The sequence below is a fragment of the Streptomyces rectiviolaceus genome (genome assembly GCF_039533825.1).
Classification (GTDB): domain Bacteria; phylum Actinomycetota; class Actinomycetes; order Streptomycetales; family Streptomycetaceae; genus Streptomyces; species Streptomyces rectiviolaceus.
In genome coordinates, this window is the sequence record NZ_BAAAUG010000157.1 from 1 (window position 1) to 21,359 (window position 21,359).

The 21,359-nt window shown below is 70.6% G+C and carries 17 protein-coding genes and 1 tRNA gene; 12 read left to right on the forward strand and 6 right to left on the reverse strand.

Annotation, left to right across the window (positions count from 1 at the left end; translation table 11 throughout):
- From ABD378_RS35330 to ABD378_RS35360, 7 genes are all read left to right on the forward strand, one after another.
- On the forward strand, window positions 1-909 hold a 909-nt coding region (locus ABD378_RS35330; RefSeq protein WP_344527907.1), incomplete at its 5' end, for an isochorismate synthase.
- On the forward strand, window positions 906-2,546 hold the full coding sequence (locus tag ABD378_RS35335) for a (2,3-dihydroxybenzoyl)adenylate synthase (RefSeq protein ID WP_344527909.1): 1,641 nt from the start codon (window positions 906-908) through the stop codon (window positions 2,544-2,546). The genes ABD378_RS35330 and ABD378_RS35335, both read left to right, overlap by 4 nt.
- 89 nt (window positions 2,547-2,635) lie before the next feature.
- Window positions 2,636-3,268: an isochorismatase family protein gene (locus tag ABD378_RS35340; RefSeq protein WP_344527911.1), complete on the forward strand. Its 633-nt coding sequence runs from the start codon at window positions 2,636-2,638 to the stop codon at window positions 3,266-3,268.
- A 1-nt stretch (window position 3,269) separates the two neighbouring features.
- Complete coding sequence (locus tag ABD378_RS35345) at window positions 3,270-3,500, forward strand: phosphopantetheine-binding protein (RefSeq protein ID WP_344527913.1); 231 nt, start codon at window positions 3,270-3,272, stop codon at window positions 3,498-3,500.
- Window positions 3,497-7,384 carry an amino acid adenylation domain-containing protein gene (locus ABD378_RS35350; RefSeq protein WP_344527915.1) on the forward strand — a complete coding sequence of 1,296 codons (3,888 nt, stop codon included), beginning with the start codon at window positions 3,497-3,499 and terminating at the stop codon, window positions 7,382-7,384. The genes ABD378_RS35345 and ABD378_RS35350 overlap by 4 nt, the downstream gene beginning before the upstream one ends.
- Window positions 7,381-7,572 carry an MbtH family NRPS accessory protein gene (locus ABD378_RS35355; protein ID WP_344527917.1) on the forward strand — a complete coding sequence of 64 codons (192 nt, stop codon included), beginning with the start codon at window positions 7,381-7,383 and terminating at the stop codon, window positions 7,570-7,572. Before ABD378_RS35350 ends, ABD378_RS35355 begins: the two co-directional genes overlap by 4 nt.
- Complete coding sequence (locus ABD378_RS35360; RefSeq protein WP_344527919.1) at window positions 7,569-8,234, forward strand: 4'-phosphopantetheinyl transferase family protein; 666 nt, start codon at window positions 7,569-7,571, stop codon at window positions 8,232-8,234. The genes ABD378_RS35355 and ABD378_RS35360 overlap by 4 nt, the downstream gene beginning before the upstream one ends.
- Here ABD378_RS35360 and fes read toward each other — a convergent pair.
- Window positions 8,150-9,427: an enterochelin esterase gene (gene fes / locus ABD378_RS35365; protein ID WP_344527921.1), complete on the reverse strand. Its 1,278-nt coding sequence runs from the start codon at window positions 9,425-9,427 to the stop codon at window positions 8,150-8,152. The two genes, ABD378_RS35360 and fes, sit on opposite strands and share 85 nt — an antisense overlap.
- Before the next feature lie 126 nt (window positions 9,428-9,553).
- Here fes and ABD378_RS35370 point away from each other — a divergent pair, with 126 nt between their 5' ends.
- Complete coding sequence (locus ABD378_RS35370; protein ID WP_344527923.1) at window positions 9,554-10,423, forward strand: hypothetical protein; 870 nt, start codon at window positions 9,554-9,556, stop codon at window positions 10,421-10,423.
- A gap of 12 nt (window positions 10,424-10,435) precedes the next feature.
- Here ABD378_RS35370 and ABD378_RS35375 read toward each other — a convergent pair whose 3' ends face one another.
- Complete coding sequence (locus tag ABD378_RS35375) at window positions 10,436-10,933, reverse strand: MarR family winged helix-turn-helix transcriptional regulator (protein ID WP_344527925.1); 498 nt, start codon at window positions 10,931-10,933, stop codon at window positions 10,436-10,438.
- A 137-nt stretch (window positions 10,934-11,070) separates the two neighbouring features.
- On the opposite strand from ABD378_RS35375, the gene ABD378_RS35380 reads away from it, so the two are divergent.
- Together ABD378_RS35380 and ABD378_RS35385 are read left to right on the forward strand one after the other, a co-directional pair.
- Window positions 11,071-12,525: an MFS transporter gene (locus tag ABD378_RS35380; RefSeq protein WP_344527927.1), complete on the forward strand. Its 1,455-nt coding sequence runs from the start codon at window positions 11,071-11,073 to the stop codon at window positions 12,523-12,525.
- Between the two features lie 322 nt (window positions 12,526-12,847).
- Window positions 12,848-14,023 carry a N(5)-(carboxyethyl)ornithine synthase gene (locus ABD378_RS35385; RefSeq protein WP_344528007.1) on the forward strand — a complete coding sequence of 392 codons (1,176 nt, stop codon included), beginning with the start codon at window positions 12,848-12,850 and terminating at the stop codon, window positions 14,021-14,023.
- Window positions 14,024-14,114: 91 nt separating this feature from the next.
- Here the strand turns inward: ABD378_RS35385 and ABD378_RS35390 are convergent.
- Window positions 14,115-14,199 (reverse strand) — tRNA-Leu (locus ABD378_RS35390).
- Between the two features lie 140 nt (window positions 14,200-14,339).
- Here ABD378_RS35390 and ABD378_RS35395 point away from each other — a divergent pair.
- Complete coding sequence (locus tag ABD378_RS35395) at window positions 14,340-15,674, forward strand: DUF2254 domain-containing protein (RefSeq protein ID WP_344527929.1); 1,335 nt, start codon at window positions 14,340-14,342, stop codon at window positions 15,672-15,674.
- Between the two features lie 66 nt (window positions 15,675-15,740).
- On the opposite strand, the gene ABD378_RS35400 is transcribed toward ABD378_RS35395, so the two are convergent.
- The 3 genes from ABD378_RS35400 to sucC all read right to left on the reverse strand — a co-directional run bounded on the left by ABD378_RS35400 (window position 15,741) and on the right by sucC (window position 19,484).
- Window positions 15,741-17,324: an aldehyde dehydrogenase family protein gene (locus ABD378_RS35400; RefSeq protein ID WP_344527931.1), complete on the reverse strand. Its 1,584-nt coding sequence runs from the start codon at window positions 17,322-17,324 to the stop codon at window positions 15,741-15,743.
- Between the two features lie 130 nt (window positions 17,325-17,454).
- Entirely contained in the window at window positions 17,455-18,333 is an 879-nt protein-coding gene (gene sucD, locus ABD378_RS35405) for a succinate--CoA ligase subunit alpha (RefSeq protein ID WP_344527933.1), read from the reverse strand.
- Window positions 18,334-18,344: 11 nt separating this feature from the next.
- The gene (sucC, locus tag ABD378_RS35410) at window positions 18,345-19,484 is read right to left on the reverse strand and encodes an ADP-forming succinate--CoA ligase subunit beta (protein WP_344527935.1); all 1,140 of its coding nucleotides are present in this window, start codon (window positions 19,482-19,484) and stop codon (window positions 18,345-18,347) included.
- A 176-nt stretch (window positions 19,485-19,660) separates the two neighbouring features.
- On the opposite strand from sucC, the gene ABD378_RS35415 reads away from it, so the two are divergent.
- Window positions 19,661-21,355 carry a thiamine pyrophosphate-binding protein gene (locus tag ABD378_RS35415; RefSeq protein WP_344528009.1) on the forward strand — a complete coding sequence of 565 codons (1,695 nt, stop codon included), beginning with the start codon at window positions 19,661-19,663 and terminating at the stop codon, window positions 21,353-21,355.
- Window positions 21,356-21,359: the final 4 nt, after the last annotated feature.

Below are 21,359 nucleotides of genomic sequence, written 5' to 3' on the forward strand. Positions count from 1 at the left end.
CCCGCGCTGCGCACCGACCCGCTCGTCGCGCTGCCCACCGAGCCGCCCGCCACGGCCGGCGGCTGGAAAGTGCGCGAGGCTCCCTCGGGTGCGGAGTACGCCGCTTCGGTCGAGGCCGCCGTGGCGCGCATGAGGAGCGGTGAGTTCGACAAGGTCGTCCTCGCCCGCACCCTGGAGCTGTCCACGGACAGCCCGCTCGACCTGCCCGCCATGCTCCAGCGCCTGGCCCGCCGCGACCCGCGCGGCTACTCGTTCGCCGTGCCCACGGGCGCGGGCCGCACCCTCCTCGGCGCAAGCCCGGAGCTGCTCGTCTCCCGGCACGGCAACCGCCTGACCGCCAACCCCCTGGCCGGTTCGACGCCCCGCTCGGCGGACCTCGCCGAGGACGTGCGCCGGGCCGCCGCGCTGCTCGAATCGGCGAAGGACCTGCACGAGCACGCCGTCGTCGTGGACGCCGTGCACAAGGCCCTCGCCCCGTTCTGCACCGAGCTCGACGTGCCGGAACGGCCCACCCTGGTCCGCACCGCCACCATGTGGCACCTGTCGACGACCGTCACCGGCGAGCTTGCCGAACCGGCCACCTCCGCCCTGGAGTTGGCCACCGCCCTGCACCCGACTCCGGCTGTCTGCGGTACCCCTACCGGGCACGCCCGTGACGTGATCGGCGAGCTTGAGCCCTTCGACCGCGGCCACTACACCGGCATGGTGGGATGGAGCGACGCGCGCGGCGACGGCGAGTGGGTCGTCACGATCCGCTGCGCCGAGGCCGAGGAGACGCGGAGCGGCGGCGGACAGCTGCGGCTCTTCGCGGGCGCGGGCGTCGTGGCCGACTCCTCGCCGGAGGCCGAACGGGCCGAGACGGGCGCCAAGTTCCGTACGTTCCTGGATGCGGTGGGGGTCGACCGATGACGACGGCGGACAATCACAGAGAAGACAGCCGCAGAGACGCGCCGCGCATCCCTGAGGTGTTCGCCGAGCGGTACCGCGCGGCCGGGTACTGGCGCGGCGAGACGTTCGGCGGCATGCTCCGCGAGCGCGCCGACGCGCACCCGGCGCGGGTCGCGGTCACCGACGGGGACCGGAACTGGACGTACGGCGAACTCGACGTACGCGCCGATCAGTTGGCCGCCGGGTTCGCCGCTCGCGGCATCGCCAAGGGTGACCGGGTCGTCGTCCAGCTGCCGAACATCGCCGAGTTCTTCGAGGTGATCTTCGCGCTCTTCCGGATCGGCGCCCTGCCGGTCTTCGCGCTTCCCGCGCACCGCGAGACGGAGATCCACTACTTCTGCGAGTTCACCGAGGCCGTCGCCTACGTCATCCCGGACCGGCTCGGCGGCTTCGACCACCGTGACCTCGCATCGAAGATCCGCGCCGAAGTGCCCACGCTGCGCGAGGTGTTCGTGGTGGGCGACCCCGGCGAGCACACCGCGCTCGCCGACGTACCGCGCGAGCCGATCGAGATCGACGGGCCCGCCCCGTCCGACCTCGCGTTCCTCCAGCTGTCGGGCGGCAGCACCGGCGTACCCAAACTGATCCCCCGCACCCACGACGACTACATGTACTCGCTGTGGGGCTCGAACGAACTCTGTGGTGTGACGGAGGACTCCGTCTACCTCGTGGCACTGCCCGCGGCCCACAACTTCCCTCTCTCGTCGCCCGGTTCGCTCGGCCTGCTCTACGCGGGTGGCCGTGTCGTGATGTGCCCGCAGCCCGACCCGGACACCGCGTTCCCCCTCATCGAGCGGGAACGGGTGACGATCACCGGTCTCGTCCCGCCGCTCGCCCTGGTGTGGACGGACGCGGGGCGCTCCACGCCGTACGACATCTCCAGCCTCGACGTACTCCTCGTGGGTGGCGCGAAGTTCAGCGAGTCGGCCGCGCGCCGGGTCGCCCCGGCGCTCGGCTGCACCCTTCAGCAGGTCTTCGGGATGGCCGAGGGCCTGGTCAACTACACGCGTCTGGACGACCCGGCGGAGACGATCGTCACCACGCAGGGCCGTCCGATCTCCCCGGACGACGAGATCCGCATCGTCGACGACCTCGACCAGGACGTACCGGACGGCGATGCGGGCCACCTGCTGACCCGCGGCCCGTACACCATCCGCGGCTACTGGCGCGCGCCCGAGCACAACGCCCGCTCGTTCACCGCCGACGGCTTCTACCGCACCGGCGACATCGTGAGCCGCACCCCCACCGGTCATCTGGTGGTGGAGGGCCGGGCGAAGGACCAGATCAACCGCGGCGGCGAGAAGATCGCACCGGAGGAGGTCGAGAACATCATCCTCGCCCACCCCCACGTCCATGACGTGTCGGTCGTCGCCGTCCCCGACGAGTACCTCGGCGAGCGGACCCTCGCGTACGTGATCCTGCGCGCGGAGGCCGAGCCGCTGAAGCCCGTCGTCATCAAGAAGTTCGTACGGGAGCGTGGTCTGGCCGCGTACAAGGTCCCCGACCGGGTCGAGTTCGTGACCGCCTTCCCGCAGACCGGCATCGGCAAGATCAGCAAGAAGGACCAGCGGACGACCGCCGCGGCCCCGGGCGGCTGACCCCCGCCCTCAGCTCCGGGCAGCTGACCCCTGCCCGGCAGCACTCCGATCCACCCAGCTTTCCTTGAGTTTCCCGAAAGGCCCCCACCATGGCGCTCCCCGCCGTCACGCCGTACCCGATGCCCTCGCCCGAAGAGCTGCCCGACAACCGGGTCGAGTGGACCATCGACCCGCAGCGGGCGGTGCTGCTCGTCCATGACCTGCAGAACCACTTCCTGACCGCCTACACGCCCGACACCTCTCCGACCACGGAACTCCTCGCCAACGTCGGCGAGTTGGCGAAGGCGGCGCGCGCGTCCGGCATCCCCGTCCTGTACTCCGCGCAGCCGGGCGGCCAGACGCCGGCCGAGCGCGGCCTGCAGCAGGACTTCTGGGGCCCCGGACTGCCCGACGACGAGCACGCGAAGGCGATCGCGGGCCCGGTCGCGCCGGAGCCCGGCGACACCGTGCTCACGAAGTGGAAGTACAGCGCGTACGTCCGTACCGACCTCGAGGAGCGCATGCGCGAGGCGGGCCGGGACCAGATCGTCATCGTCGGCGTGTACGCGCACATCGGCGTCCTGATGACCGCCGCCGACGCGTGGATGCGTGACGTGCAGGCGTTCGTCGTCGCGGACGCCGTGGCCGACTTCTCCCGCGAGGACCACGACATGGCGCTGCGCTACGCGGCAGGACGCTGCGCGGTCGTCACCACCACCGACGCGGTTCTGAAGGGAATCTGACATGGCGCTCAGCGTGGAACTCATACGGGCCGACGTCGCCGATGTCCTCGGCGAGGACCCGGCCGACATCCCCGTCGACGAGAACCTCGTCGACTACGGCCTCGACTCGGTGCGCATCATGTCGCTCATCGAGCGCTGGCGCCGTGAGCACGACATCACCGCCACCTTCGTGGACCTGGCCGAGCAGCCCGCCATCGAGGCCTGGGCGCCGATTCTGGGAGCCTCCACATGAGGCTCACCGCTGCCCAGTCGGGCATGTGGTTCGCGCAGGCGCTCGACCCCGGGAGCCCGGCCCAGAACACGGCCGAGTGCCTGGAGATTCACGGTCCCATCGACCCGTCCGTCTTCGCGCGGACGCTGCGTCAGGTGGTGTCCGAGGCCGACGCGTTGCGCGTGAGGATCATCGAAGGGGCAGACGGGCCGCGCCAGTTGGAGGTCGTCGAACCGACGCTGCCGCTGATGGTGCGTGATCTGCGCGCCGCGTCCGACCCGGACGCCGAGGCGCAGGCGTGGATGCGCGAGGACCTGGCCACGCCGTTCGACCTGGCGGCCGGGCCGCTGTTCGCGCACGCGCTGTTCCGCGTCGGCGACGAGCGCTGGCTGTGGTACCAGCGGGTGCACCACATCGTGATGGACGGCTTCGGCTACTCGCTGCTCGCCCGCCGCACCGCCGAGGTCTACACCGCGCTCGCCGCGGGTGAGACGCCGGGTGAGAGCCCCTTCGGGCGCCTCGCGGACCTGGTCGCCGAGGACACCGCGTACCGCGCGTCGGAGACGTTCGAGACCGACCGCCGGTACTGGGACGGCGCCTTCGCCGACCGCCCCGACGCCCCCAACCTGGCCGGGCGCACCGCGCTGCCGTCGCGCACCTTCCACCGCCGCAGCGCCCGCCTCTCCCCCGAGGCGACATCGCGGCTGCGGGATTCGGCGTCCTCGATGCGGGCGACCTGGCCGGAGGTGCTCGTCGCCGCGCAGGCGCTGTACGTCTCCCGTGCCACCGGCTCCGCCGAGGTGGTGCTCGGCCTGCCCATGATGGGCCGCATGGGTTCGGTCGCCCTTCGCGTGCCCGGCATGGTGATGAACGTGCTGCCGCTGCGGCTCACCGTGACCCCGCAGGCCACCTTCGCCGAACTGACCCGGCAGGTGGTGCTCGGCATCCGCGCCGCCCGCCGCCACCAGCGCTACCGCTACGAGGACATCCGCCGCGACCTTGGCCTGCTCGGCGACGGCAGGTCCCTGGTCGGGCCGCTGGTCAACGTCATGCCGTTCGACTACGGCCTGACCTTCGCGGGCGCCCGCACGGACGCCCACAACCTGTCGGCGGGACCGGTCGAGGACCTCACGGTCAACGTCTACGACCGCGCCGACGGCAGCGGCCTGCGCATCGACTACGACGGCAACCCCGCCCTGTACGAGGCAGACGAACTCGGCGTCCACCAGGCGCGGTTCATGGAGCTCCTGGAACGCATCGCCGACGCGGGGCCACACACGCCGCTCGCCGAGCACACGATCGCCCGCCGCGTCGAACTCTCCCTGGTGGTCGACGAGTTCAACGCCACCGCCCACCCGGTGCCGCCCACCACGCTGATCGGCCCGATCGAGGGCCAGGCGGTCCGCACCCCGGACGCCACCGCCCTGGTCTTCGGCGACCAGGAGCTGACCTACGCCGAGCTGAACGCCCGCGCCAACCGGCTCGCCCACCACCTCATCGAGGTCGGCGTACGTCCCGGCGCGCTCGCCGCGGTCGCCGTGCCCCGCTCCCTGGACCTGGTGATCACGCTCCTCGCCGTGCTCAAGGCGGGCGGCGCCTACCTCCCGCTGGACCCGGACTATCCGGCGGACCGCCTCGCCTACATGCTGGAGGACGCGGGCCCCGCCTGCGTGATCGCGGACCGCGCCGACCGGGTGCCCGCGTCGGGCGTTCCGCTCGTAGCCCTTGACCGCCTGGACACGACGCCGTACGGCACGTACGACCCGCCACGCGCGCTCACCCCGCACCACCCCGCCTACGTCATCTACACGTCCGGGTCCACCGGCCGACCCAAGGGCGTCGTCGTGCCGCACTCGGCGATCGACAACCGGTTGCGCTGGATGCAGGCTCAGTACGAACTCGCCCCCGGTGACCGGGTGTTGCAGAAGACACCGTCCGGGTTCGACGTGTCGGTGTGGGAGTTCTTCTGGGCGCTGCGGGTGGGCGCCACGCTCGTCGTCGCCGAGCCGGGCGGTCACAAGGACCCGGCGTACCTCACGGGCGTCATCCGCGAACAGGACGTCACCGTCTGCCACTTCGTGCCGTCGATGCTCCAGGTGTTCCTCTCCGAACCGGCCGCGGCGGACTGCGCGTGCCTGCGGCACGTCTTCTGCAGCGGCGAGGCATTGCCGCGCGAGACGGTGCGGGAGTTCGGGCGGGTGCTCGACGGCGTACCGCTGCACAATCTGTACGGTCCGACCGAGGCCGCCGTCGATGTCACCTACCACCCGTGCGCCACCGACGCGACGGGCCCGGTGCCGATCGGAAAGCCCGTCTGGAACACGCGTCTGTACGTCCTGGACGCGGCGCTCCAGCCGTGCCCGCCCGGCATCCAGGGCGAGTTGTACCTGGCGGGGACCCAGCTGGCAGCTGAGTACCTGGGGCGGCCGGAACTGACCGCGTCCCGTTTCGTCGCCGACCCCTACGGCCCGCCCGGAACCCGCATGTACCGCACGGGCGACCTGGCGCGCTGGACCGAGCACGGCGAGATCGAGTACCTGGGCCGCACCGACCACCAGGTGAAGCTGCGCGGCCTACGCATCGAACTGGGCGAGATCGAGGCCGAGTTGGCGTCCGATCCGGCGGTGGGCGCGGCCAGTGTTCTGGTCCGTGAGGACCGTCCGGGCGACCAGCGGCTCGTCGGGTACGTGACGCCCTCGGACACCGGAGGCGTCGCCGACCCCGAGGAGCTGCGCGCCCGGCTCACCCGCACGCTGCCCGACTACATGGTGCCGGGCGCGATCCTCGTCCTGGACGACTTCCCGCTCAGCCCGAACGGCAAGCTGGACCGGCGCGCCCTGCCCGCCCCCGCCTTCGAGGGGTCGGGGGACGGAGGCCGGGTGCCCAGCGGCCACCGCGAGGAGACTCTCACGCGGCTCTTCGCCGAGATCCTCGGTGTGCCCCAACTCGGCGTGGACGACGCCTTCTTCGACCTCGGCGGCACCTCGCTCCTGGCGGCCCGCCTGGTCGCCAGGGTCCGCGACACGCTGGGCGCCGAGCTCACCATCGGCACGCTCTTCCAGGCGCAGACCCCGGCGGCGCTCGCCGTCCACCTGGACGCGGACCACACCGAGGCCGACCACGCCCTGGACGTGCTGCTTCCGCTGCGCGCGGGCGGCGACCGCACCCCGCTGTTCGCGTTTCACCCGGCGGGCGGCATGAGCTGGTGCTACTCGGGGCTGCTCTCGCGGCTCGACCCGGGCCAGCCGGTGTACGGCTTCCAGGCGCGCGGTCTGCACGGCGATGGTGAACTCCCCGACACCATGGAGGAGATGGCGGCCGAGTACGTCGACGCGCTGCGCGCCGTGCGGCCGCACGGCCCCTACCGGCTGCTCGGCTGGTCGGTGGGCGGTGTCCTCGCCCACACGGTCGCCGTACTGCTCCAGGAGGCGGGCGAGCAGGTCGAGTTGCTCGCGCTCCTCGACGCCTACCCGTCCGACCAGTGGCGCGACTCGGCGGTCCCGGCGGAGGCGGACGCCCTGAAGGCGCTTCTGCGGATGGCGGGTTACGACCTGACGGACGAGCTGACCCGAGAGGACGTGCTTGCCACGCTGCAGCGCGAGGGCAGCGCCCTGGCGGGACTGCCCGACCGGACGCTTTCGGCGGTCCTCGACATCGTGGTCAACAACGCCCGCCTGATGCGCGAGCACGAGCACCGTGCCTTCGACGGTGACGCCCTGTTCTTCACGGCAGCCGCGCCGCGCGCCGAGGACTGGCTGACGAGGGAGGCCTGGGCACCGTACGTCGGCGGCTCGATCAGCAACCACGACGTGGACTGCCTGCACCCGGAGCTGACCCAGCCGCGCCGCCTGGACGAGGTCTGCGCCGTCCTCGCCGCCCGCCTCAAGGAGCTGGACCACGCATGACGACCACACCCGGCCCGTTCGACCCGGCCGACACCGACACCGAGCCGACTCACCTGATCCTGGAGAACGCGCTCGGCGAGTACTCCCTGTGGCCGGTCTTCCGCGGCGCGCCCGCCGGCTGGACCCCGGTGTACGGCCCCGAGACGTACGGCCGTTGTGTGGCCCGCCTCCAGGATCCGCCCGCGTGACGGAGATCCAGCTCGTCCGCCCGGCCCCGCTCGACGTGTCGCTCCTCGACGCCGATGAGCGGCGCCGGGCTGCGGCGTTGCGGCGCCCGGCGGACCAGGAGCTGTACGCGGCGGCGCACTCGGCGCTGCGTCGGCGGCTCGGCGCGTACCTCCGCGTCGATCCGGCGGCGGTGGATCTTGTGCGGCTGCCGTGCCCGCTGTGCGGCGACCCGCACGGCCGCCCCGCCGTCGCCGGAGGGCTGGGCCCGCACTTCTCGCTGTCGCACACCGACGGCCTGGCCCTGCTCGCCTTCGCTGACCGGCCGGTCGGCGCCGATGTCGAGAAGCTGCCGTCCACGGGCGTGCTGGCCGACGTGGCGGCGTCCCTGCACCCCCAGGAGCAGGCCGAGCTGGCCGAACTCCCTCCCTCCGAGCGCCCGTTGGCCTTCGCCCGCTGCTGGACCCGCAAGGAGGCGTGCCTCAAGGGGACGGGCGAGGGCCTTGCCGGTGACGGGATGGCGTCGCTGCTGGTGGGGACGGGGCCCGCGCCCCTCGGTGTCCGGGGGTGGACGGTGCGGGACGTGGCCGTCCCCGAGGGCTACGCGGCGGCGGTCTCCACGGCGGACTCCGCGCCGAGCAGCCCGACGAGTCCGTCCGCGAGTTCGGTGCGCCAGCACAGGTAGTCGTGCCCGCCGTTGAACTCGCGGTACACGGCGTCGTCGTACCCCTTGTCCCGCAGGGTGGCGCGCAGCCTGCGCATGGCGGGCAGCGCGACCCACTCCTGCTCACCGGCCGAAAGCCAGAATCGCACGGGCAGCTTCTCGCTCGCGGCGATGCGCCCGGTCAGCCACTCGGAGCGTTCGAGGTCCGGCCCGTCGGGCCACCAGAAGGACCCCGACTGCGCGAGGACGCGGCCGAACCGCCCCGGTGCGACCAGGGCGGCGTACGCGGCGGTGAGGCCACCGAGGCTCTGGCCCGCGACGACGGTCCGCGCGGGGTCGCCGGTCAGGGAGATCCGCTCGCCCGCCCAGGGCAGCAGCTCGGTCTCCAGGAATCCGACGAACCGTTCGTTGCAGGCGAGTTCGGCCCAGCGCTGGTCGGCGCTCAGGGACTCGGGAAGCAGGGCGACCAGGGGCGGGATGCGGCCGTCGGCGATGAGGTTGTCGAGGAGCGCCGCGACATCCAGGCCCGGCTGCCACATCTCGCCGTCCATCAGCACCAGGACGGGCAGGTCACGCCCGCCGCCCGGCGGCTCGTACACATGCACCTGCCGCTCGTTGCCGAGCAGTTCGCTGCGGACGGTGTGCGTGCTGACGGCGCCTCGCGCGACGCCGTCCCTGCGCTGCCAGTCGTGGCCGGCCGGCGCCTGCGGCAGCTCGACGTACGAGACCGGGTCACCGCCCCAACGCCGGGCGAGGGTACGCGAGTTGAGCGGATCGGTGCGCTGCTGCTGTCGTAGCCAGGGCCAGTACGCGCCGTCCGTCCCCGGCCCTTCCCCCTCATCCACGCACAGGCTGTAGGTCGCACGCCAGTCCGCGCGCATGCGGACCGACCAGTGCCAGATGTCCGTACCCGGCACTCGTTCCATCAGATTGCGTGGCAGGTCACGCGGGTCGACGATCTTGTTCGGCATGACGAGGACGGCGCGGGTCGCGTCCGTGCCCCGCCACAGGAAGGTGACCACCCGGTGCTCGTCATCGCCCTGCGGGTCGGGCTCGACGACGGGCGCCCCACCCGCCTTCCGCACATCGCCCCAGAAGTCGCCCCGCTCCACGGCCCGGACCACCCACGCACTGTCCGCGCGCTCGACCGGCCGCGGCCGCGGGACGCGGGGTGGCCGACGGGTCGTCCCGTCGGGCGGAGCGGTGAGCGGCATGGGCGAGCCTCCAGGGGTTCACTGCGAACACGTAGCTAAGGGTGACCTTACTTGAGCCGGTCACCCCTGGGCCGACCAGGGCCGGGCCAGGTCTTACTGCCCCGCGCCCCCGGTACATTGCCGCCTATGTCGATACCGAACCCCCAGCCGAACCAACCCAACCAACCTGGCCAACCCAATCCGTACCAGCAGACCCCGAACCCCTATCAGCAGCCACCGGGCGCGGTGTCTCCTCAGCCGTACGGCCAGCCGCCGGGCCCGTACGGACAGCAGCCGGGCCCCTATGGCCAGCCGCCCGCCCCGCCAGGACCCCCGGCCGGCCCTCGCAAGCCCACGCCGGGCTGGGTGTGGGGAGTCGGCGGCGTCGTGGTCGCGTCGGCCCTGTGGGCGGGGGCACTCTTCGCCACCGGCAACCTCGGCTCCGACAGCGGTGGCGGCGACGACGCCAAGGCGGACCTCGCCGGTTACCAGTACACGAAGAGCCTCTGCGACGTCTCCCCGCTGGACGCCTTCAAGAAGAAGTACGAGATCGACTCGGACTCCACGGCGATCACCGACTACACCTCCCGGCAGAAGGCGTTCGACCAGAGCTACTGCAGCCGCAAGCTCAAGGACCCGGAAGCGGGCGCCGACTCCTACTCGAGCATCTTCGTCTACTCCACCGCCCGGTGGCACAAGACGACCGACCCGGCGGGCGACTTCGCCTCGGAGCAGAAGACGTACGAGGACCAGTCGCAGAAGACGTACAGCTACAAGACCAAGGCCGTGAGCGGCATCGGGGACGAGGCGTTCCTGGTGACCGAGACGAGCGGCACGGACGACGACGACCTCAACGGCATGACCCTTGCCGTGCGCGAGGGCTGGTTCACGTTCCAGATGCACTGGAGCTCGTACGCCGCCACGGACGACAAGTCCGAGCCGCCGACGGCGTCGGAGGTCGAGGAGATGCTCAAGTCCGACACGCGCGCGGCGATGGACGGACTGAAGAAGTCCTGACCCGAAGGGGGTTCAGGGTCGCGGCCACGGATGCCCCTCCAGTCGCTCGATGTCGCTGTTGAAGCGCTGGAGGAAGCCGGCGAACGTCGCCACGTCCTGTGGCGACCAGCTGTCCAGGACCTTCTCCAGACCCTGGGTGTACTCGGAGCGGTCGGCGTCGAGTTGCCGCGCCCCCTCGGCGGAGATGCGGAACTTGCGGGCCATGCCGCCGTCGGGGTCGGGGATGCGCTCGACGAGTCCGGCGCGCAGCATGGCCGCGGTCTGCCGGTTGAGGGTGGAGGCGTCCAGGCCGAAGGCGTCGGTGAGTTGGCCGATGGACATCGGGCCGTCCATCTGGATGCGGCTGAGCAGGATGTACGCGCTGCGGTCGAGGCGCCCGCCGGATGAGCGCGTGCGGGGGTTGAACAGGTGCGAGTGACGCCCTAGCAGCATCGTCTCGAACTCGACCTGCCCCACGGGCTTGTCCTTGCTTCCAGCGGGCTTGTCGACGCGACGACCGGATGTGTCCATGGAGTCATCGTACTCGGCATGTGCATCATGCATGCTCTATGTATAGTGCATATCGCGATGGCCGCCAGGTCACGCGCTCGTCCGGAAGCCGCCTGGAAGTCGTCCGGGGCCGTCCGGAAGAACCAAGGGAGAAGCCAGTGGTCAGCTCGAAGCCCGATGTCCGCCCAGGGCGCGTCGTCGGGGTACTCGCTCTCGCGGGCATCGTGGCCGCGATCATGCAGACGCTGGTAGTGCCCCTGATCGGCGACCTCCCCGGCATGCTCGGCACCAGCCCGTCGAACGCCTCATGGGTGGTCACGGCCACCCTGCTCTCGGCGGCGGTCGCGACGCCCGTGGCCGGCCGGCTCGGCGACATGTACGGCAAGCGGCGCATGCTGCTCGTCTCCGTGGTGCCGCTCGTCGCGGGTTCGGTGGTCTGCGCGCTGGCCTCCTCCGTGGTGCCGATGATCGTCGGCCGGGGACTGCAGGGCCTGGGCATGGGTGTCGTGCCGCTGGGCGTCAGCCTCCTGCGTGACGTGCTGCCTCCGGAGAAGCTCGGCTCCTCCATCGCCCTGATGAGCGCGTCCATGGGCGTGGGCGGCGCGCTCGGCCTGCCCTTCTCCGCGGCGGTCGCCGAGAACGCCAGCTGGCGCGTGCTGTTCTGGGTCGCCGCCGCCCTGAGCCTTCTGGTCGCCGTCCTGGCCTGGCTGTTCGTGCCCGCCGGGCGGGTGGGCACCGACTCGGCCCGCTTCGACGTCCTGGGCGCGGTCGGCCTGGGCAGCGGCCTCGTCTGTCTGCTGCTCGCCGTGTCCAAGGGCTCCGACTGGGGCTGGACGAGCGGCACCACGCTCGGCCTGTTCGCCGCCGCGGTCATCATCCTGCTGGCCTGGGGCCGGTGGGAGCTGCGCAGCGGCGAGCCGCTCGTCGATCTGCGCGTCGCCGCCCGCCCGCAGGTCCTGATGACCAACGCGGCCTCGGTGCTCGTCGGTTTCGCGATGTACGCCCAGTCTCTGGTCGTCCCTCAACTCCTCCAACTGCCCGAGGCCACGGGCTACGGCCTGGGCCAGTCGATGATGGCCATGGGCCTGTGGATGGCCCCGGCGGGCCTGATGATGATGGCCCTCGCACCACTCGGCGCCAAGCTCTCGGCCGCCCGCGGCCCGAAGGTGACGCTGTCGGTCGGAGCCCTGGTCATCTCCGTCGGCTACGGCTCCTCCCTGCTCCTGATGGGCTCGACCTGGGGCCTGTTGGTCGTGACGCTCATCTGCAACACGGGCGTCGGCCTCGCGTACGGCGCCATGCCCGCCCTGATCATGGGCGCGGTCCCCCGGTCGGCCACCGCGTCGGCCAACAGCTTCAACACCCTGATGCGCTCGATCGGCAGCTCCGTGGCGGCGGCCGTGATCGGCGTGGTCCTGGCCCAGATGACGACGGGCTTCGGCGGCCATTTCCTCCCGTCGGAGAACGGCTTCCGCGCCGCCATGCTCATGGGCTGCGGGGTGGGCCTCGCGGCGGCGGTGGTCGCGGCGTTCATTCCCGTACGCGAGGCGGAAACCGGCCCCGACAACGAAACGGCCACCGACCCGCTCCCGGCGTCAGAGGCCACGGCCTGAGCCCAGCGGGGGCCTGCTCCCGGCGGTGGCGAGCACGGGTGCGGGACGCTTCGGGGCCCCGGCGGGTTACATTTACAGTACCGAGCGCACCTCGCACGCCGTCATCCGTTTCGGCGTCGCCCTCGGGGAACGGCAATGCCGGAGCACGTCGTGTCCGGCGGGAAATGAGCCGCCCCATGCTTTCCTGCTCGAACTGTCGCGCCGTCGCCCGCATTCCGTTCCGCGCCCCGCAGTAGCTGCGTTCCTCTTTCCCGAGGACGCCGTCCGCGCGGGACGCGGCAGCGACGACAAGAACGACAAAAATTCAATGACGAGGAACTTCATGGGCCTGATGAATCTGGGAGTGCTCGCCTCCTCCCACAAGGAGAACGAGTTCCGACTGCCGTTGCACCCCGGCCACCTCGACCGGATCGCGTCGGACGTACGCGAGAAAATCTTCCTCGAAGAGGGCTACGGCGAACGGTTCGGCATCGGCGACGAGGCGCTGCGACCGCTAGTCGCCGGCCTGCGTTCCCGAGAGCAGATCCTCGCCGAGTGCGACATCGTGACGCTGCCCAAGCCGATGCACGAGGACGTCGCCGGGCTGCGCGAGGGCCAAGTGCTGTGGGGATGGCCGCACTGCGTCCAGGACGAGAAGATGACGCAGATCGCCATCGACCGACGGCTGACCCTCATCGCCTGGGAAGCCATGAACCACTGGACATCCACGGGCGCCTTCAGCGTCCACGTGTTCCACAAGAACAACGAACTCGCCGGCTACTCCTCGGTGTTGCACGCCCTGCAGCTCGGCGGGCTGACCGGAAGCTACGGACGACGCCTGCGCGCGGTGGTCATCAGCTTCGGTGCCACGGCGCGCGGAGCGGTCACCGGCCTGGGCGCGATGGGGGTCTCCGATGTCACGGTGCTCACCCAGCGCGCGGCGGCGGCGGTGGCCTCACCGATGCCGTCGGTCGTGATGGAACACTTCGCTGAGCAGGAGGGCAACCCTTCCCACTTGCAGGCACTCACCCAGCCCCGCCCCATGCCACTCGCGGAGTACTTGGCCGGGTTCGACATCATCGTCAACTGCGTCCGGCAGGACACCGACGCACCGCTGATGTTCGTCACCGAGCAGGAACTCGCCTCGTTCCGGCCGGGGACCTTCTTCATCGACGTCTCCTGCGACGAGGGCATGGGCTTCGAATGGGCCCGTCCGACCACCTTCGGAGAGCCGATGCACCTGGTCGGACCCGGCTGCCACTACTACGGGGTGGATCACAGCCCGTCCCATCTGTGGAACTCCGCCACGTGGGAGAACAGCGAGGCGCTCCTCCCCTACCTGCGCACGGTCATGACCGGCCCCGCGTCATGGGAAGCCGACGCCACGATCAGGAACGCCGTCGAGATCCAGGACGGTGTCGTCCTGAACCCGAAGATCCTCTCGTTCCAGCACCGGGCGGCCGCCTACCCCCACGCCGCTGAGATCCCGGCGCCGCGCGCCTTCATACAGCCGACCTGACGGATTCTGGCCGCGTGGGGCTGAGACGACCACGAAAACGTGGACGGTGCTGACCGAGATTCGGTCAGCACCGTCCACGTTTGTGCTCTTGTGTCCGAGGGGGGACTTGAACCCCCACGCCCGATAAAGGGCACTAGCACCTCAAGCTAGCGCGTCTGCCATTCCGCCACCCGGACTAGGTGTCTGCCGTTCGCGGGGTGTTCCCCGCGGCGACATGGACAACAATACCAAGCTTTCGGAGTGCCTTTCACCTGCGTATCCGTACGCCGCCGGGTGGATGCCCGGCGGCGCGCACCGGCACATCTACAGTCTCACCATGAGTGACGGTCTGATTACTGGAGTGCTCGGTGATGTGAAGGTGCGGCGGCCTCGGCTGTTGTCCCCGTTGCGCGAGCATCTGCGGGACACCATGTGGTTCGCGCCCACCGCCGGGCTCGTGGGGGCCATGGTGCTGTGGATGGCCTCGGCGGAGCTGGACAGTCAGATCGTGGCCGCGGCGCAGGACGCCGGGGACTACGACACCGTCAAGAGCCTGATGGGGATCGCCGAGGACGCCAAGGCGGTGATCAGCACCATCGGCTCGGCCATGATGACCTTCATCGGTGTCGTCTTCAGCATCTCGCTGGTGGCCGTGCAGATGGCCAGCGGGCAGTTCAGCCCGCGGGTGGTGCGGCTGTACGTCAGGTCGCGGATCACCAAGATCACGCTCACCGTCTTCCTTGCGACGTTCCTGTTCTCCCTGATGACGCTGACGTCCTTCGACAGCGAGAGCGATCCGCGGCTCCTGACGAGCGTGCCGCTGGTCGAGTCGATCCTGGCGATGGCGATGGTGTTCCTGAGCCTGCTGCTCTTCGTGGCGTACGTGAACGGCACGCTCCGCATGATGCGGATCAGCTTCGTCATCGACCGGATCGCCCGGGAGTCGTTCCGGGTGGCCGTGAAGCACCCGCCCGAAGGCGCGGTGGACGACGAACACCTCGGCCCCGCCACCGCCCGGATCACTCACCACGGCCGGGCCGGAGTCCTGCGGGACGTGCACATCGCCCGCGTCGTGCGGGCGGCCAGGCGGCACGGCGTGGTGCTGCGGCTGCTGCCACGCATCGGGGACTTCATGGTGCCGGGGACTGCTGTGTTCACCGTCCACGGCGGGGCGGCGCCGCCGCGGCGCGCGCTGCGGTACACGGTGTCCGTGGGCGTGGAGCGCACCTTCCACCAGGACCTCGGCTTCGGTCTTCGCCAGCTCGCCGACATCGCCCTGCGGGCCCTGTCCCCCGCGGTGAACGACCCGACCACCGCCGTGCAGGCCCTGGACCGCATCATCCAGTTCCTGGCGTCGGTGGCCGGGTATCCCCTTGGCGCCCTGCGCCACCGTGACCGGCGCGGGGCGGTGCGGATGGTGCAGCCCGTGCCGGACTGGACCGCCCTGGTGGATCTCGGGTTCGCCGAGATCCGGGGCTGCGCGGTCGGCAATCCGCAGGTCACACGGCGCATGCTGGCCGGCCTCGACGACCTGCTGCGGCTCGCGCCCGATGAGCGCAGGGAGCCGCTCCTGCGCCACCGCGAGCTGCTCGAGCAGGCGGTGGAACGCACGGTCCCGGAGGCCGCGGACCGCGCGTTCGCACTGCTGCCCGACCGGCAGGGCATCGGCTAGGGCCGCTCCCCTGCCGGGCGGTGGGAGTTCACGCCGTCCCAGGCAGCTCAGGCCATTCCCGGCAGCTCACGCCATCAGGTGGTAGCTGGGGAAGTTCCCCGGCGGCCGCTCCGTCGCCGGGCCGTGCGTGACCGCCCTCACCAGTAGCTCGCCGCCGACGAACGCGCCGCGCCAGGACGCGCCGAACCCGCCGAACAGCTCGTCCCTGTCACCGCGCGAACGAGGCTTGCCACGCCCCGTCTTGAACGCGCGGATCTGCGGCGCGAGACGGTCGTACGTCGCGGTGTCGTCGGTCGACAGCGTGGCGACCAGCGCTCCGTTCGACGCGTTCATGGCAGCGAGCAGCTCCGCCTCCGTGTCGACCAGGACGATGGTGTCGACCGGGCCGAACGGCTCCGCGTGATGCAGCGGCGAGGACGGGGGCGGGTTGAGGAGCGTGACGGGGTGGACGTACGCGTCCGTGTCCTGGCCCGGCAGGAAGAGGTCCCCCGCCGAGGCGCCGCGGAACAGTGGCACGGCGCCGCGGTCGATCGCCTCCGTCACCTGGTCGCCCAGTTCCTTCGCCTTCGCCGCGTTGATCAGCGGGCCGAAGTCCAGTTGCGGGAACGGGTCTTCGGCGTGCTCGACCGCCAGGGGGTGACCGACGCGGACGGTGCGGACGGCCGGGAGGTAGGCGGCGAGGAACTCGTCGAAGAGGCCCCGCTGGACGACGAAGCGCGGATACGCCGTGCAGCGCTGCTTGCCGTAGTCGAAGAGCTTGGGGATGACGGCGCTGAGCGCGTCCCAGTCGCTGTAGTTCCAGATGCCCCAGGTGTTGAGTCCTTCCTGTTCGAGGATGTGCCGCTTGCCGAGGTCCGCGACGGCCGTGGCGACGGCGGCGCCCGTGTCACGTCCGCCGACGAAGGAGACGCAGCCGATCTCCGGCGCGCGGACCAGCGCTTCGGACAGTTCGCCACCGCTGCCGCTCACGAGGGTGACGGGAATGCCTTCGCGGGCGGCAAGCGCGCACGCCAGGGTCAGACAGGCGACGCCGCCATCGGTCGGGGTCTTGGCGATGACCGCGTTGCCCGCGAGTGCCTGTACCAACACCGCGTGAACGAGCACGCTCATCGGGTAGTTCCAGCTCGCGATGTTGGATACGGGACCGTCCAGCGAGGTCCGGCCCTCGATCATCGGCTCGATGCCGTCGACGTACCAGCGCACGCCGTCGATGGCCCGGTCGACATCGGCCTGGGCGAGCCGCCAGGGCTTGCCGATCTCCCAGACGAGGAGGAGGGCGAGCAGTTCGCGGTGTTCGGTGAGGGCGTCGAGGGCGGCGGCGACGCGGGCGCGCCGCTCCTCCAACGGCACGTGGCGCCAGGCCCTGTGCTGGTCGAGTGAGGCGCGTACGGCCTGGTGGGCGGTGGCGGCGTCGAGGCGCGGCGGGCCCGCGATGGGGCTGCCGTCGACGGGGGATGTGGCGGGCAGGGCCCGGCCGTCCGCATGCCAGGTCCCGTTCCAGAGGTTCAGGACGCGGTCGTCGCGGAAGGCCTCGGGCGCGACGGCGAGGCAGCGTCGCCAGGCGTCGGACCAGGCCGTTCCGGCTTTGAGGACGCGGGGGTTGGTGAGGGTGGGGTTGGTGAGGGTGGGGTTGGTGAAGGTGGGTGCCATTCGGGTGTCTCCGCTCACGGTGCACAGTCGGGGCGGGAGGTACATGGCTCGTGCGGTGCCGCTCAGTTCGCAGGCCGCACGTGTGCTGGGGGACGCTAGTGCAGTCAGGGCCTGTCACCTATGAGTGACATCACGCCCCGAGCTGGTTGAGAACGAGGCGGGCTGTTTCCGTAGGTGTGGCGCCGACGCGCACCCCGGCGGCCTCCAGCGCCTCCTGCTTCGCGCGCGCGGTGCCGGACGAGCCCGAGACGATGGCTCCCGCGTGCCCCATGGTCTTGCCTTCGGGAGCGGTGAAGCCTGCGATGTAGGCGACGACGGGTTTGGTGACGGACCGTTGGATGTAGGCGGCCGCGCGTTCCTCCGCGTCACCGCCGATCTCACCGATGAGGACGATCAGTTCGGTGTCGGGGTCGTCCTCGAAGGCGGCGAGGCAGTCGATGTGCGTGGTGCCGACGACGGGGTCGCCGCCGATGCCGACGCAGGTGGAGAAGCCGATGTCGCGCAGCTCGTAAATGAGTTGGTAGGTGAGCGTGCCGGACTTCGACACCAGACCGACGCGTCCGGGTTTGGTGATGTCGGCGGGGATGATGCCCGCGTTGGCCTGCCCCGGGGTGATGAGACCCGGGCAGTTGGGTCCGATGACGCGGGTGCCGCGCTCCTTGGCGTACGCGTGGAAGGCGACGGAGTCGTGTACGGGGATGCCCTCCGTGATGACCACGGCCAGGCCGATCCCGGCGTCGGCGGCCTCGGTGACCGCCGCCTTGGAGAAGGCGGGTGGCACGAAGACCACGGTGACATCTGCGCCCGTGGCCTCGATGCCGTCGCGGACCGAACCGAAGACGGGGACGGCGCGGTCGTCGAAGTCGACGGTGCGTCCTGCCTTGCGGGGGTTGACGCCGCCGACGACGTCCGTGCCCGCCGCGAGCATGCGGCGGGTGTGCTTCATGCCCTCGGCGCCGGTCATGCCCTGGACGAGGACCTTGCTCTCCTTGGTGAGGTAGATCGCCATGTCCCGGCTCCTTAGGCTGCGTTGGTGTGACCGGCGAGTTCGGCGGCGCGGCGTGCGGCGCTGTCCATAGTGGTGGCCTGCTGGACGAGGGGATGGGAGCGTTCGTCGAGGATGGCGCGGCCGCGTACGGCGTTGTTGCCGTCGAGGCGGACGACGAGCGGCTTGGTCAACTGGACTGATTCCAGGGCCTGGACGATGCCGTCGGCGACGGCATCGCACGCGGTGATGCCACCGAAGACATTGACGAAGACGGACTTGACCGCGGGGTCGGAGAGGATGACGGAGAGGCCGTCGGCCATGATCTGGGCGGAGGCGCCGCCTCCGATGTCGAGGAAGTTCGCGGGGCGCGCGCCGCAGCCCGCGACCACGTCGAGGGTGGACATGACGAGGCCCGCGCCGTTGCCGATGATGCCGACCTCGCCGTCGAGCTTCACGTAGTTGAGGCCCTTGGAGGCGGCCGCCGATTCCAGTGGGTCGTCGTGTGCGGAGTCGTCGGCGCCCCAGCGCGCCTGCCGGAAGCGGGCGTTGCCGTCCAGGGTGACCTTGCCGTCGAGGGCGAGGATCTCTCCCTGCGCCGTACGGACGAGGGGGTTCACCTCGACGAGGAGCGCGTCCTCGCGGATCAGCACCTGCCACAGCTTGACCAGTACGTCGGCAGTCGCCTCGGGAAGTCCCGCAGCGGCGGCGATCTCGGCCGCCTTCGCCTCGTCCACTCCCGCCGCCGGATCGATCTCTACGCGCGCGACGGCCTCCGGCCGGCTCGCGGCCACCTCCTCGATCTCCATGCCGCCCTCGGCCGACGCGATCGCGAGGAAGCGCCCTGCCGCGCGGTCCAGTACGTACGAGACGTAGAACTCGCTGTCGATCTCCACGGGTTGGGCCAGCATCACCTTGCGCACGGTGTGGCCCTTGATGTCCATGCCGAGGATCTGGCGGGCGGTGATCTCGGCTGCGGCCGGGTCGGCGGCGACTTTGACGCCGCCCGCCTTGCCGCGTCCTCCGGTCTTCACCTGGGCCTTGACGACGACGCGACCGCCCAGGCGTTCGGCGCCCGCGCGTGCCTCCTTCGCCGTGTCGGCGACCTCTGCTTGCGGCACCAAGATGCCGTATTCCTCGAAGAGTTCCCTTGCCTGGTGCTCGAACAGGTCCATTCCGGCTCCTGACTTAAAAGTGCCGCACGCCCCCTGGACACCACCCACCGGATGCGGGATAACAAGCTTCATACAGTATTCGTCGACTGTATGCAATCTACCGCGAGAGCACCTCCGAGCAGCGTGTGAGCGTGTGTGAGCGCTCCAACTCCCCTACGAAGGGACAGGACTTCGCCATGCCCGACGGCAGCAGCGACACGAACCAAACCCACATCTCCGGTGGGCATCTGGTCGCCAAGGCACTCAAAGCAGAGGGTGTGGAGGTCATCTACACCCTGTGCGGCGGCCACATCATCGACATCTACGACGGCTGCGTCGACGAGGGGATCGATGTCGTCGACGTACGCCACGAGCAGGTCGCCGCCCACGCGGCCGACGGCTACGCGCGCCTCACCGGAAAGCCGGGATGCGCCGTGGTGACGGCAGGACCGGGAACCACGGACGCCGTCACGGGCGTCGCGAACGCCTTCCGCGCGGAGTCCCCCATGCTCCTCATCGGCGGCCAGGGAGCGCACACCCAGCACAAGATGGGGTCACTTCAAGACCTTCCGCACGTCGACATGATGACGCCGATCACCAAGTTCGCCGCGACGGTGCCGGACACGGCGCGCGTCGCCGACATGGTGTCGATGGCGTTCCGCGAGTGCTATCACGGCGCTCCTGGCCCGTCCTTCCTGGAGATACCGCGCGATGTGCTCGACGCCAAGGTGCCGGTGGAGAAGGCCCGGGTGCCGCAGGCCGGGCAGTATCGCGCGTCCACCCGCTCGGCCGGCGACCCCGAGGCCATCGAGAAGCTCGCCGACCTGCTCGTGCACGCCGAGAAGCCCGCGATCCTCCTTGGCAGCCAGGTGTGGACGACGCGCGGCACCGAGTCCGCCATCGAGCTGGTGCGGACCCTGAACGTGCCCGCCTACATGAACGGCGCGGGCCGCGGCACCCTGCCGCCCGGGGACCCGCACCACTTCCAGCTCTCGCGGCGGTACGCCTTCTCGAACGCCGACCTCATCGTCATCGTGGGGACGCCCTTCGACTTCCGTATGGGCTACGGGAAGCGGCTCTCCCCTGACGCCACCGTCGTACAGATCGACCTCGACTACCGCACCGTCGGCAAGAACAGGGACATCGACCTGGGCATCGTCGGTGACGCGGGGCTGATCCTGAAGTCGGTCACCGAGGCCGCGTCCGGGCGCCTCAACGGAGGCGCGTCCAAGCGCAAGGAGTGGATCGACGAGCTGCGCGCCGCCGAGCAGACGGCGATCGAGAAGCGGCTGCCGAATCTGAAGTCCGACGCCTCGCCGATCCATCCGTACCGCCTCGTCAGCGAAATCAACGACTTCCTTACCGAAGACTCGATCTACATCGGCGACGGCGGCGACATCGTCACCTTCTCCGGGCAGGTCGTGCAGCCCAAGTCGCCCGGCCACTGGATGGACCCAGGACCGCTCGGCACGCTCGGCGTCGGCATCCCCTTCGTGCTCGCGGCCAAGCAGGCTCGGCCCGACAAGGAGGTGGTGGCCCTCTTCGGAGACGGTGCCTTCTCACTGACCGGCTGGGACTTCGAGACCCTCGTCCGCTACAACCTGCCCTTCGTCGGGGTCGTCGGCAACAACTCCTCGATGAACCAGATCCGTTACGGCCAGAAGGCCAAGTACGGCGAGGAGCGCCAGCGGATCGGCAACACCCTCGGAGACGTCCACTACGACAAGTTCGCCCAGATGCTGGGCGGCTACGGCGAAGAGGTCCGTGACCCCGCCGACATCGGCCCCGCGCTGCAGCGGGCGCGCGAGTCGGGCAAGCCCTCGCTGATCAACGTATGGGTCGATCCGGACGCGTACGCCCCCGGAACCATGAACCAGACCATGTACAAGTGAGGAG

Bases quoted from the DNA above. Each gene is read 5' to 3' on its own strand.
- ABD378_RS35335 (WP_344527909.1), top strand. From the start codon at position 906: ATGACGACGGCGGACAATCACAGAGAAGACAGCCGCAGAGACGCGCCG.
- ABD378_RS35340 (WP_344527911.1), top strand. From the start codon at position 2,636: ATGGCGCTCCCCGCCGTCACGCCGTACCCGATGCCCTCGCCCGAAGAG.
- ABD378_RS35345 (WP_344527913.1), top strand. From the start codon at position 3,270: ATGGCGCTCAGCGTGGAACTCATACGGGCCGACGTCGCCGATGTCCTC.
- ABD378_RS35350 (WP_344527915.1), top strand. From the start codon at position 3,497: ATGAGGCTCACCGCTGCCCAGTCGGGCATGTGGTTCGCGCAGGCGCTC.
- ABD378_RS35355 (WP_344527917.1), top strand. From the start codon at position 7,381: ATGACGACCACACCCGGCCCGTTCGACCCGGCCGACACCGACACCGAG.
- fes (WP_344527921.1), bottom strand. From the start codon at position 9,427: ATGCCGCTCACCGCTCCGCCCGACGGGACGACCCGTCGGCCACCCCGC.
- ABD378_RS35370 (WP_344527923.1), top strand. From the start codon at position 9,554: ATGTCGATACCGAACCCCCAGCCGAACCAACCCAACCAACCTGGCCAA.
- ABD378_RS35375 (WP_344527925.1), bottom strand. From the start codon at position 10,933: ATGGACACATCCGGTCGTCGCGTCGACAAGCCCGCTGGAAGCAAGGAC.
- ABD378_RS35385 (WP_344528007.1), top strand. From the start codon at position 12,848: ATGGGCCTGATGAATCTGGGAGTGCTCGCCTCCTCCCACAAGGAGAAC.
- ABD378_RS35395 (WP_344527929.1), top strand. From the start codon at position 14,340: ATGAGTGACGGTCTGATTACTGGAGTGCTCGGTGATGTGAAGGTGCGG.
- ABD378_RS35400 (WP_344527931.1), bottom strand. From the start codon at position 17,324: ATGGCACCCACCTTCACCAACCCCACCCTCACCAACCCCACCCTCACC.
- sucD (WP_344527933.1), bottom strand. From the start codon at position 18,333: ATGGCGATCTACCTCACCAAGGAGAGCAAGGTCCTCGTCCAGGGCATG.
- sucC (WP_344527935.1), bottom strand. From the start codon at position 19,484: ATGGACCTGTTCGAGCACCAGGCAAGGGAACTCTTCGAGGAATACGGC.
- ABD378_RS35415 (WP_344528009.1), top strand. From the start codon at position 19,661: ATGCCCGACGGCAGCAGCGACACGAACCAAACCCACATCTCCGGTGGG.